Raw genomic sequence first — 11,158 nt, 5'->3', positions numbered from 1 at the left:
TCACCCCTGAATTAATCTCTTGCCTACGCGGCCTGCGCTGCCTTCGCGTTACGGCGATCCGTTTGACCATTCGCCGTAACCGACGCTTCGTTGCGTCGTTCCGCGTTTCATCGAAAACCCTTACCCCCGCACGCGGGCGGCCCGGGCCTGCCCGGGAGCACGCCGCTCGGCGGCACGCGTGCGTGTGTGCATCCCCTCCTGAAGCCAGCAAGCCACAACGACTCGGTCCAGTGAGCGCGAAGGAGTGTGTCCGGCAGCGATGAACGAGCCAATCGGCCATCAGGTGGCCATCGTGGGTGCGGGGGTGATGGGTTCGGGCATCGCCACCTTGGTGCTCGGCCACGGCATCCCGGTTGTCCTGGTCGACGTCGATGAGAAGACACTCGACGACGCGCGGGGCAGGATCACCCAGCAGTTGCGCCACGCCCAGCTGATGGGCGCCCTGCCCGCCGGCCGTGCCACCGGCGAGCTGACCACCACCGTGTCCCTTCCCGACGTGGCGGATGCCACCGCCGTCATCGAGGCGATCACCGAGGCGCCCGAGGCGAAGGCCAAGGTGCTGGCCGAGATCTCGGCCGTGGTCCGGCCCGGGACCCCGCTGATCTCCAACACCTCCGGCATCCCGATCGCCGAGCTGGCCGACGCGGTCACCCGGCCGCAGGAGCTGCTCGGCACGCACTTCATGAACCCCTCGTACCTGATCAAGATGGTCGAGGTGAGCCGCGGCCCGCGCACCGGCGACGCCGCCGTGGACGCGGTCGTCGCGCTGCTCGGCGCCATGGACCGGCGCGCCGTCCTGGTCCAGGACGCCCCGGGCTTCGTGACCAGCAGGCTGCTGCACCCGATGATCAACGCCGCGGCGCGGATCGTCGGCGAGGGCACCGCCACGGTCGAGGCCGTCGACGAGCTGATGGAGGGGTGCCTCGGACACCCCACCGGCCCCCTGCGGACCGGCGACCTGATCGGCCTCGACAACCTCGCCGACTCCCTGGCCGTTCTGTACGAACGCACCGGTGACGAGGCGTGCAAGCCCTGCGATCTGCTGCTGGCGAAGGTACGCGACGGCGACCTCGGCCGTAAGTCCGGCCGCGGCTTCTACTCCTACGGAAAGGCGATGTCCTGATGTCCGACCAGCCCACCACCACCGCCCCGGTGACCGCCGAATCCATCGAGCAGGCGCTGCTGAGCTTCCTGGAGGAGCGCACCAAGACCGCGGTGCCGCCGACCCAGGACCTCTTCGCCTCCGGGCTCGTGTCCTCGATGTTCGCCATGGAGCTCGTCGTGCACCTGGAGCAGAACTACCAGGTGGCGATCGTCGGCGCGGATCTGAAGCTGGACAACTTCCGGACCGTGCAGCAGATGACCGAACTGGTGCTGCAGCTCCGTGACGCGTCCACGGCGGTCGGCGGTGCCTGACCGGCGTACCGACCCGCTCGCCGACGGGCTCGCCGATGAGCTGAAGGCCATCGACGCGCTGATCGGCGACCAGCCCGAACACTGGGATCTCGACGGGCAGATCCCCCGCCACCTGCTCAGCACGCTCGGCGCCCAGGGATGGCTGTGCGCCGAAGTGGCCACGGCGCACGGCGGGCGGGGCCTGAGCAGCCGTGCCAACGGAGAGCTGACCGCGCACGTGGGCAGCCGGTGCAGCTCGCTGCGCAGCGTGATGACCTCCCAGGGCATGGCGGCCTGGACCATCCAGCGGCTGGCCGACCCGGACCAGTCCGCCGAACTGCTGCCCCAGCTGGTCAGCGGCCGGCTGGCGGCGGTGGGCTTCAGCGAGACCGACGCCGGTTCCGATCTGTCGACGATGAGCACCACGATCACCCTCGACGGTGACTCGGTCGTCCTCGACGGCCACAAGGTGTGGGTCACGGGCGCGTACTACGCGGACCTGCTGGTCGTCTTCGGCCAGTGCGACGGTGGCGCGGCCGCCGTCGTGGTCCCCGCCTCGACGCCCGGGGTGACGGTGGAACGGGTCGCCGACCCGATGGGGTGCCGGGCCGCAGGCCACGCCAACCTGCGGTTCGACTCGGTGCGGCTGCCCGCCTCCCGTGTGCTCGGCAGCCCGGGCGCGCCGCTTCCGCTGCTGGTCACCACCGCGCTCGCGTACGGGCGGATCTCGGTGGCCTGGGGGTGCGTCGGCATCCTGCGCGCATGCCGGAACACGGCGGCGCGGCATGCCGCCACCCGGAAGCAGTCCGGCAAGCCGATCGGCGAACACCAGCTCGTCGGGCGCCATCTGGCCGAGCTGTTCGTGGCCGAGCAGACCGCGTCCCGGGCCTGTGAGCACGCCAGCGACTGCTGGGACGCGGGCTCTCCCGACATGGTCATCTCCACCGTGCTCGCGAAACACGTGAGCGCCGGACACGCCGCCACGGGGGCCGCCGCGGCGGTCCAGGTGATGGCGTCGGCGGGGGCCCGGGACGGCCATGTGGTGGCGCGTGCGTACCGGGACGCGAAGCTGATGGAAATCATCGAGGGCAGCAACGAGATCTGCCAGTTGATCCTGGCACAGCACGCCGTTTCCACGGCGGAATGACGAATCAGGGGGAATGATCCGTGTCTGAAAAACCGGCCACGGTGAAGTGCTTGGTCTGGGATCTGGACAACACGCTCTGGCAGGGCACCCTGCTGGAGGACGATCAGGTGACGCTGCCGGACGCGGTGCGGGAACTGATCGTCACGCTCGATTCCCGCGGCATTCTTCAGTCCGTCTCCAGCAAGAACGACTACGACCTCGCCTGGGCCAAGCTCGAAGCGCTCGGTATCGCCGAGTACTTCGTCCTGCCCCAGATCGGGTGGGGACCCAAGTCGCATTCGGTGCGCACGATCGCCGAACGGCTGAAGTTCGCGCACGGCACCATCGCGTTCATCGACGACCAGCCCGCCGAGCGGGCCGAGGTCACCTTCCACCTGCCGGACGTCCGGTGCTATCCGGCGGATCAGCTGCTGTCGCTGGCGGAGCTGCCGGAATTCAGTCCCGAGACGGTCACCGTCGATTCCCGGCGGCGCCGCCAGATGTACCAGGCGGGATTCGAGCGGGAAGCCGAACAGGCCGCCTTCAGCGGTCCGGACGAGGATTTCCTCCGGTCCCTGAAGCTGGAGATGACCATCGAGCGGGCGACCGGGGAACAGCTCTCCCGCGTCGAGGAGCTCACGCTGCGCACCAGCCAGATGAACGCGACCGGGGTGCACTACTCCGACGCGACGCTGCGCGGTCTGCTGGCCGACCCCGGCCATGAGGTCCTGGTGACCACCATGGCGGACCGCTTCGGCCCGCACGGCGCGGTCGGGGTGATGCTGCTGGCGACGGGGTCCGACGTCTGGCACCTCAAGCTGCTCGCCACGTCCTGCCGGGTGGTCTCGTTCGGCGCGGGCGCGGCGATCCTCAACTGGCTGATCGACGAGGCGGCCCAGGCCGGTGCGCACCTGGTGGCGGACTTCCGGCGCACGGACCGCAACCGCATGATGGAGATCGCCTACCGGTTCGCCGGTTTCACCGCCGAGCCGTGTGCCTGTGCGGCCGCTCTCGCCGAGCCGGGCACGCCGGACATCGAGCGGCTGCACCTGGTGCCCGAGCGGCGCGATCCGCACCCCACCCTCCAGCTGACCGCTCCGGCCCTCGCCGCGGACCATCTGGCGGCAAGGGCCTGAACGAGCGCCGGCTCAGAGCTTGCGCAGCAGGGTGATGCCGTCGGCCACCGGAAGGAGCGAGAGCTCCACCCGGTGGTCGTCGCGCAGGGAGGCGTTCAGTTCACGGATGGCGACGGTGTCGGCGTCCTGGGCGGAGGCGTCGATCACCCGGCCGAAGAACAGCGTGTTGTCCACGGCGATGAGCCCGCCGGTCCGCACCAGCTCGAGCGCCGATTCGTAATAGCGGCAGTAGTTCGCCTTGTCGGCGTCGATGAACACGAAATCGAATGCACCCGGCCCGCCCTCGGCGAGAAGTCCGGAAAGTGTTTCGCCCGCATCACCGATACGGACGTCAATGCGGTCCGCAACATCCGCCTTGGTCCAGTACTCGGCGCCGATGTCGGGCCATTTGCTGGTGATATCGCAGGTGACCAGACGCCCGTCCGCCGGAATCGCCCGCGCCATGCACAGGGTGCTGTAGCCGGTGAACGTCCCGATCTCCAGGACGTTCCGGGCCCCGATCAGGCCGACCAGAAAGGCCAGGAACTGTCCCTCTTCGGCCATCACCTGCATGGCCTGCCCCATGGGCAGTTCACCGGTGAGTTCACGCAGGTCACGCAGAATGTCGTCTTCCCGCAGCGATACCTCGCGCACGTACGACAGAATATCCGATGAGGATTCGACTTGATTCGCCATGCCCTCAAAATATTACCGGACGTCAGGGCGGCGCAAGGCCAAGCCATTTCCAGGCCACGCTATTTCCCCGCAAGGGAGTTCACGGCGGATGCTCACTCCGGATACGGAGGAAATGCCGCGGCCAGTTCCCTGACTTCCGCGCGCACTCCGCGCGTTCGGGGTGCCTCCTCGTCCTCGCGGAGGACGATCGTCAGCAGCGCGCCGATCCGCTCCATCTCCCCCTCCCCCATGCCCTGCGTCGTCACCGCCGCGGTGCCGAGCCGCAACCCGCGGACGCAGCCGCCGGGTTCGGTGGCGGAGGCCAGCGCGCAGGTGTCCAGGATGATCCCGGCGGCCGCGCAACGGGCCTTCGCCGCACGGCCGTCGAGCCCCAGCGGGGACACATCGACGGTGACGATGTGGGTGTCGGTGCCTCCGGTGGACACCCTCAGCCCCGCCGCCGTCAGCCCGTCGGCCAGGGTGCGCGCGTTGGCGACGACCTGCCGGGCGTACGCGGCGAACGCGGGCGTGGCCGCCTCGCCGAACGCCACCGCCTTGGCCGCCACGGTGTGCATCTGCGCGCCGCCCTGGGTGAACGGGAACACGGCGCGGTCGACCCGCTCGGCCAGCTCGGCACCGCACAGCAGCATTCCGCCGCGCGGCCCGCGCAGCACCTTGTGCGTGGTGGCGCACACCACGTCCGCGTACGGCACCGGGCTCGGCGCCGCCTTCCCGGCCACCAGGCCGATGGGGTGCGCCGCGTCGGCGACGAGGTACGCGCCCACCTCGTCGGCGATGGTCCGGAAGGCGGCGTAGTCCAGATGGCGGGGGTACGAGATCGAGCCGCACACGATCGCCTTCGGGCGGTGGGCGAGCGCCAGCTCGCGCAGCCGGTCGTAGTCGAGCAGCCCGGTGGCCGGGTCGACGCCGTAGCCGATGAAGTGGAACCAGCGGCCGGAGAAGTTCGCCGGGGAGCCGTGGGTGAGGTGGCCGCCGTGCGGCAGCGCCATCGCCAGCACCGTGTCGCCGGGCCGCAGCAGCGCGGCGTACGCGGCGAGCACCGCGGAGGATCCCGAATGCGGCTGCACATTGGCGTGGCGTGCGCCGAACAGCGCCGTCGCCCGGCCCTGGGCCACCCGCTCGGCGACGTCCACCAGCTCACAGCCCCCGTGGTGGCGGGCCCCGGGGTAGCCCTCGGCGTACTTGTTGGCCAGCGGCGAGGCCAGCGCCGCCAGCACGGCCCGCGACGTGTGGTTCTCCGCGGCGATCAGCTGGAGACTGCCCCGGACGCGCTCCAGCTCGCTCATGATGATCCCGGCCAGCTCGGGGTCCTGCCGGGCCAGCTCGCCGAAGTCGGGACCCCAGGGAACCGCGCTGACGGCCATCGCGTGCTCACCTTCGTCGGGCGTCACCCCCAATGTAGGCCCGCACCGGCGCGGGCGCGCGCCGCGGCCGGGGCCACCAGGGCTTACGCCCGGGCCGGGACCGGCGCTACGCCGGGGCCGGAACCCCCGTGAGCGCGGTGACGACCGGGTCCAGCGCCTGGTTGATCTCGTCGCCGATGGAGCGGAAGAAGGTGATGGGCGCCCCGTACGGGTCGTGCACCTCGTCCGCCTCCTCGTTCGGCGCCAGCAGCCAGCCGCGCAGCGCGGCCGCCGCCTGGACCAGGGACCGGGCGCGCTCGACCACGCCGCCCGCCTCCTCCGGATCGGGCAGCGTCGCGGGGTCTATGGCCCGCACCAGCCGGGTGAACTCCTTGAGCGTGAAGGTGCGCAGACCCGCCGAGTGCCCCATCGAGATGACCTGGGCCCGGTGGTCCCGGGTCGCGGTCAGCACGAGGTCGGCGCGGATGACGTGCTCGTCCAGCAGCTCCCGGCCGATGAAGCCGTCCGGGTCGGCGCCGAAGTCGGTCAGGACGGTGGCGGCGTGCGCCTCCATCGGCGCGCCCTCGTGGCCCCAGGTGCCGGCGCTCTCCACGATCAGCCCGCTGGTGCGGGCGGTGCCGAGCCGGTGGGTGAGGGCATGCCGGGTCAGCCGCTCGGTGATCGGCGAGCGGCAGACGTTGCCGGTGCTGACGTGGAGGATGCGGAACGAGGTCTCGGCGTGCTTCGCCCGGTGTTCCGCTATGCCACGGCCCGTCTCAGGGGCTGTCAATTCGCCACCTCGAGGTCGGGTACGACCTCACGGAGCTGCTCGGCGGAGAGCGCGCCCGCACGCAGCAGCACCGGGACCTTGCCGGTGACGTCGACGATGGAGGAGGGCACCGCGGCCGGGGTGGGGCCGCCGTCGAGGTAGACCGAGACGGAATCGCCCAGCATGTCCTGCGCGGCGTCGCAGTCCTGCGGGGACGGGTGTCCCGTGAGGTTGGCGCTGGAGACCGCCATCGGGCCGAAGTCGGTCAGCAGCTCGATCGCGACCGGGTGCAGCGGCATCCGCACCGCCACGGTGCCCCGGGTCTCGCCCAGGTCCCAGGTCAGCGACGGCTGGTGCCGGGCGACGAGGGTGAGCGCACCGGGCCAGAAGGCGTCGACCAGCTCCCAGGCCTGCTCGGAGAAGTCGGTGACCAGGCCGTGCAGGGTGTTCGGGGAGCCGACCAGGACGGGGGTCGGCATGTTGCGGCCCCGGCCCTTGGCCTCCAGCAGATCGCCGACGGCCTCCGCGCTGAAGGCGTCCGCACCGATCCCGTAGACGGTGTCGGTGGGCAGCACGACCAGCTCGCCGCGGCGGACGGCGGACGCGGCCTCGCGCAGGCCGGTCTTGCGGTCGGTCGCGTCCCCGCAGTCGTATCGCCGTGCCATCATTTCTCCTTCTCTGGTTCCGGTAGTGCTGAGCGTCACCGGATTGCTACGATCCGTCCCGTGCCGCGAGGCGCCTCCGTCACGAGGCCGCCCCGGTGGTGGGGGCACCTCCCAGCGGTAGCTGGGGGCGAGAAGCCACCTGCCCCGCAGGAGGCGGAGTCACTTAACGGTCCTCCTCGTAATGAGGTATCAGGGCCCGAAGCCGAGCCCCGGTCACGGCATAGCCTTCCGCGCCGTCGCGAACCGGGGACGGTTGTTCAAATCCGGGTGGTCGGCGGCGTCCGCCCAGCCACGCTCCTCCGTGAAGATCCACGGCACCTGGCCGCCCTGGGTGTCTGCGTGCTCGATGACGACCACGCCGCCCGGCCGCAGCAGCCGGTGGGCCGTGCGCTCCAGGCCGCGGATCACATCGAGGCCGTCCTCACCGGAGAAGAGCGCGAGCTGGGGGTCGTGGTCGCGCGCCTCCGGCGCCACGTACTCCCACTCGGTCAGCGGGATGTACGGGGGATTGCTGATGACGAGGTCCACCTGCCCGTCCAGCTCGGGCAGGGCCGTCAACGCGTCTCCTCGCTGGAGAACGACGCGGGACCCCTCGACGTTCTTGCGGGCCCACAGAAGGGCGCCCTCGTCCAGCTCCACGGCGTGCACCCGGGAGCGGGGCACCTCCTGGGCGAGGGCCAGGGCGATGGCCCCGGAGCCGGTGCACAGGTCGACGATGAGGGGTTCGACGACGTCCATGGCCCGGACCGCGTCTATGGCCCAGCCGACGACCGACTCGGTCTCCGGACGGGGGACGAAGACGCCGGGGCCCACCTGGAGCTCCAGGTAGCGGAAGAAGGCGCGGCCGGTGATGTGCTGGAGCGGCTCGCGGGCCTCGCGGCGGGCGACCGCCTCCCAGTAGCGGGCGTCGAAGTCGGCGTCGGGCACGCCGTGCAGCTCCCCCCGCTTGACGCCGTGCACGAAGGCGGCGAGCTCCTCCGCGTCGAAGCGCGGGGAGGGCACGCCCGCGTCGGCCAGCCGCTGGGTGGCCTGGGCCACCTCGGCGAGCAGCACATTCACTGAATTCCTCCAGCCGGTTCGTTGGTGCGAAGAGGAAGGTCCTACTGGGCCGCCGCGAGCTTCGCCGCCGCGTCGGCGTCGACGCACGCCTGGATGACGGGCGCCAGCTCCCCGTCGAGCACCTGATCCAGGTTGTACGCCTTGAACCCGACCCGGTGGTCCGAAATGCGGTTCTCCGGGAAGTTGTACGTACGGATGCGCTCGGAGCGGTCGACGGTGCGGACCTGGCTGCGGCGGGCGTCCGACGCCTCCCGCTCGGCCTCCTCCTGGGCCGCGGCCAGCAGCCGCGAGCGCAGGATGCGCAGCGCCTGCTCCTTGTTCTGGAGCTGGCTCTTCTCGTTCTGGCAGGAGACGACGATGCCGGTGGGCAGGTGGGTGATGCGCACCGCGGAGTCGGTGGTGTTCACCGACTGGCCGCCGGGGCCGGAGGAGCGGTAGACGTCGATCCGCAGGTCGTTGGGGCCGATCTCGACCTCGACCTCCTCGGCCTCCGGCGTGACCAGCACACCGGCCGCTGAGGTGTGGATGCGGCCCTGGGACTCGGTGGCGGGCACCCGCTGTACGCGGTGCACCCCGCCCTCGTACTTCAGCCGGGCCCACACGCCCTGGCCGGGCTCGATGGTGCCCTTGGCCTTCACGGCCACCTGGACGTCCTTGTAGCCGCCGAGGTCGGACTCGTTGGCGTCGATGATCTCGGTCTTCCAGCCGATCCGCTCGGCGTACCGCAGATACATCCGCAGCAGGTCGCCGGCGAACAGCGCGGACTCCTCGCCGCCCTCGCCCGCCTTGACCTCGAGGATGACGTCTTTGTCGTCGCTGGGGTCGCGCGGGACCAGCAGCAGCCGCAGCCGGTCGGTCAGCTCCGCGCGGCGCAGCTCCAGCTCCTTGACCTCGTCGGCGAAGTCCGGGTCGTCCTGCGCCAGCTCCTGGGCCGTCTCGATGTCGTCCCCGGCCTGCTTCCAGTCGCGGTACGTGTCGATGATCGGGGTCAGCTCGGCGTAGCGCTTGTTGAGCCGCTTCGCCTCGCGCTGGTCGGCATGGACCGCGGGGTCGGCGAGCCGCTTTTCGAGGGCGGCGTGTTCGCCGATCAGATCCTCGACCGCCTCGAACATGAGGGCTCCCTGGGTGGGTCTGCGTGGACGCGGGGAATACGGGCCGGACAGGACGGCCGACGGGCCCGACCGGCGGCCCGGCGGACGGGCTGGCTGACGCAAAACGCCGGTCCGGTCGCCCCTGCGCGGGGGCGACCGAGGACCGGCGCCGTGCGGGTCGCTACTTCTTGGACCCGGCGTTCTTGCCGAAGCGGGCCTCGAACCGCGCCACACGGCCACCGGTGTCGAGGATCTTCTGCTTGCCCGTGTAGAACGGGTGGCACTCGGAGCAGATGTCGGCACGGATGGTGCCGCCGCCCACGGTGCTACGGGTGGTGAAGGACGCGCCACAGGTGCAGCTGACCTGGGTCTCGACGTACTCCGGGTGGATGTCGCGCTTCAAGGGATTCTCCTGGTTTCTCGGGAGGGCTCCGGGTCGACGAGCGGGTTTGCACGTCGTGAACCGGGGCCGACGATCCAGTTTGCCAGCACTGGCCGCATCACCCAAAACCGGGGGTGGGGCCGGGATATTCCCGGCCCCGTCCGACATCCTCCGCGCGGTCCTACTTGACCACGTTGCCGGCGTCGTTCGCGTCGCCCGCGGAGCCCTTGCTGGCGGCCGCCGGGATCGGCTTGTCCGCCTTCAGCGCCTTCCAGATCAGCTTGGTCTTGGACTCCATGGGCAGCACCCGTGCCGGGTCGTTCGGGTCGTACTGCACGGGCAGCGTGGTCATCTTCATGTTGCCCGAGCCGATGCCCTGGAGGCTCTTGGCGAAGCCCGACAGCTTGTTGACCGACGCCAGATCGGAGTCGGTGGTGAGCGCCTTGGTGGAGGTGTTCGCCAGGTCGTACAGCTTCTTCGGGTTGCCGAAGAGGTTGACGCTCTTGATCTGGTCGAGGAGCGCCTTGACGAACGCCTGCTGGAGCTTGATCCGGCCGAGGTCACTGCCGTCGCCGACGCCGTGCCGGGTCCGTACCAGGCCCAGCGACTGCTCGCCGTTGAGGGTGTGCGGTCCGGGCTCCAGGTCGAGGTGGCTCTTCGGGTCGTGGATCGCCTGGGTGGTGGTGATGTCGACGCCGCCGAGGTCGTCGATCAGCTGCTGGAAGCCGGAGAAGTCGACCTCCAGGAAGTGGTCCATGCGTATGCCGCTCATGTCCTCGACGGTCTTGATGGTGCACGCGGGGCCACCGGCCTCGTAGGCGCTGTTGAACATCGCCTCCTGGACGGCGGGGCTCTCCTTGCCGCCCTTCTCGCACGAGGGGCGTTTGACGAGCGTGTCACGCGGGATGCTGACCACACTGGCCTTCTTGCGGCCCTTGTAGACGTGGACGATCATCGCGGTGTCGGAGCGCGAGGTGCCCTCGTCCGTGCCGTACTTGGCGTTCTTCCCGGCCCGCGAGTCGGAGCCGAGGACGAGGATGTCCATCGAGCCGTTGTCGATGTTCTTGGGGCGGTCGGCGCCCAGGGCGGCATCGACGTCGACACCGGTGAGGTTGCCGTTGAGCTTGAAGTAGAGATAGCCCGCCCCGGCGCCGCCGAGGATCAGAACGGACGCGACCGACCAGACGGTGATGTGCGTGGCCCTGCGGCGGGTACTGGGACGCTTGCGGCGGCGTCCGCCGGCGCTTCCACGTGCTCGATGTCGGCCCGGGGTCACCGGCGTGCTGTGCTGGTCGTCAGCCATGTGCTCCTCAGTCCTCGTATCCCGGGTACCCCCTGCCGTCACGGTCAGGCGTGGCGTCGCGGATTCGACCTGACAGATGACAGGCCGAGCGCCAGGGTTGCATACGGAGTTCGGCTCGTTTTCATCTGGGGCAGGCCGGACGCCGTTCGTCCCGTTCGTCCGCCTTACCGCTCTCACCTGCGCTTTCGCAGGCGATAAGGGCATCGAGACCGTT

At 70.3% G+C, this 11,158-nt stretch carries 12 protein-coding genes; 4 read left to right on the top strand and 8 right to left on the bottom strand.

Translation table 11 applies throughout. The features are described from left to right. Window positions 1–259: 259 nt before the first annotated feature. The 4 genes from LCH29_RS18010 to LCH29_RS17995 are packed head-to-tail and all read left to right on the top strand — an operon-like array spanning window position 260 to window position 3,657. Window positions 260–1,123 carry a 3-hydroxyacyl-CoA dehydrogenase family protein gene (locus LCH29_RS18010; protein ID WP_446462731.1) on the top strand — a complete coding sequence of 288 codons (864 nt, stop codon included), beginning with the start codon at window positions 260–262 and terminating at the stop codon, window positions 1,121–1,123. Continuing rightward, entirely contained in the window at window positions 1,123–1,416 is a 294-nt protein-coding gene (locus tag LCH29_RS18005; protein WP_446462730.1) for an acyl carrier protein, read from the top strand. Before LCH29_RS18010 ends, LCH29_RS18005 begins: the two co-directional genes overlap by 1 nt. 40 nt (window positions 1,417–1,456) lie before the next feature. Beyond that, window positions 1,457–2,542, top strand: a complete 1,086-nt coding sequence (locus LCH29_RS18000) for an acyl-CoA dehydrogenase family protein (protein ID WP_446462748.1) — start codon at window positions 1,457–1,459, stop codon at window positions 2,540–2,542. A gap of 20 nt (window positions 2,543–2,562) precedes the next feature. Next, complete coding sequence (locus tag LCH29_RS17995; RefSeq protein WP_446462729.1) at window positions 2,563–3,657, top strand: HAD-IIIC family phosphatase; 1,095 nt, start codon at window positions 2,563–2,565, stop codon at window positions 3,655–3,657. Window positions 3,658–3,669: 12 nt separating this feature from the next. Here LCH29_RS17995 and LCH29_RS17990 read toward each other — a convergent pair whose 3' ends face one another. The 8 genes from LCH29_RS17990 to LCH29_RS17955 all read right to left on the bottom strand — a co-directional run bounded on the left by LCH29_RS17990 (window position 3,670) and on the right by LCH29_RS17955 (window position 10,944). Then, the gene (locus tag LCH29_RS17990; protein ID WP_446462728.1) at window positions 3,670–4,332 is read right to left on the bottom strand and encodes an O-methyltransferase; all 663 of its coding nucleotides are present in this window, start codon (window positions 4,330–4,332) and stop codon (window positions 3,670–3,672) included. Window positions 4,333–4,424: 92 nt separating this feature from the next. Further along, window positions 4,425–5,696 (bottom strand): serine hydroxymethyltransferase, encoded by a 1,272-nt coding sequence (locus LCH29_RS17985; RefSeq protein WP_446462727.1) that lies wholly within the window; start codon window positions 5,694–5,696, stop codon window positions 4,425–4,427. 106 nt (window positions 5,697–5,802) lie between these two features. Then, window positions 5,803–6,465, bottom strand: coding sequence for an arsenate reductase/protein-tyrosine-phosphatase family protein (locus LCH29_RS17980; RefSeq protein ID WP_123099801.1), 663 nt, complete (start codon window positions 6,463–6,465; stop codon window positions 5,803–5,805). Beyond that, a complete protein-coding gene (locus LCH29_RS17975) occupies window positions 6,462–7,109 on the bottom strand; it encodes an L-threonylcarbamoyladenylate synthase (protein WP_179936762.1) in 648 nt (215 codons plus the stop codon). Before LCH29_RS17975 ends, LCH29_RS17980 begins: the two co-directional genes overlap by 4 nt. A gap of 213 nt (window positions 7,110–7,322) precedes the next feature. Beyond that, the gene (gene prmC / locus LCH29_RS17970; RefSeq protein WP_446462726.1) at window positions 7,323–8,168 is read right to left on the bottom strand and encodes a peptide chain release factor N(5)-glutamine methyltransferase; all 846 of its coding nucleotides are present in this window, start codon (window positions 8,166–8,168) and stop codon (window positions 7,323–7,325) included. Between the two features lie 41 nt (window positions 8,169–8,209). Further along, window positions 8,210–9,280, bottom strand: a complete 1,071-nt coding sequence (gene prfA / locus LCH29_RS17965) for a peptide chain release factor 1 (RefSeq protein ID WP_123099803.1) — start codon at window positions 9,278–9,280, stop codon at window positions 8,210–8,212. 160 nt (window positions 9,281–9,440) lie between these two features. Continuing rightward, on the bottom strand, window positions 9,441–9,662 hold the full coding sequence (gene rpmE, locus LCH29_RS17960; protein ID WP_009715059.1) for a 50S ribosomal protein L31: 222 nt from the start codon (window positions 9,660–9,662) through the stop codon (window positions 9,441–9,443). Window positions 9,663–9,822: 160 nt separating this feature from the next. Next, window positions 9,823–10,944, bottom strand: a complete 1,122-nt coding sequence (locus tag LCH29_RS17955; RefSeq protein ID WP_446462725.1) for an LCP family protein — start codon at window positions 10,942–10,944, stop codon at window positions 9,823–9,825. Window positions 10,945–11,158 lie beyond the last annotated feature (214 nt).

It is taken from the genome of Streptomyces sp. BRA346 (genome assembly GCF_052851135.1).
This window is presented reverse-complemented; position numbering and strand designations above follow the sequence as displayed.

Bases quoted from the DNA above. Each gene is read 5' to 3' on its own strand.
- LCH29_RS18010 (WP_446462731.1), top strand. From the start codon at position 260: ATGAACGAGCCAATCGGCCATCAGGTGGCCATCGTGGGTGCGGGGGTG.
- LCH29_RS17955 (WP_446462725.1), bottom strand. From the start codon at position 10,944: ATGGCTGACGACCAGCACAGCACGCCGGTGACCCCGGGCCGACATCGA.
- LCH29_RS17985 (WP_446462727.1), bottom strand. From the start codon at position 5,696: ATGGCCGTCAGCGCGGTTCCCTGGGGTCCCGACTTCGGCGAGCTGGCC.
- LCH29_RS18005 (WP_446462730.1), top strand. From the start codon at position 1,123: ATGTCCGACCAGCCCACCACCACCGCCCCGGTGACCGCCGAATCCATC.
- LCH29_RS17990 (WP_446462728.1), bottom strand. From the start codon at position 4,332: ATGGCGAATCAAGTCGAATCCTCATCGGATATTCTGTCGTACGTGCGC.
- LCH29_RS17975 (WP_179936762.1), bottom strand. From the start codon at position 7,109: ATGGCACGGCGATACGACTGCGGGGACGCGACCGACCGCAAGACCGGC.
- prfA (WP_123099803.1), bottom strand. From the start codon at position 9,280: ATGTTCGAGGCGGTCGAGGATCTGATCGGCGAACACGCCGCCCTCGAA.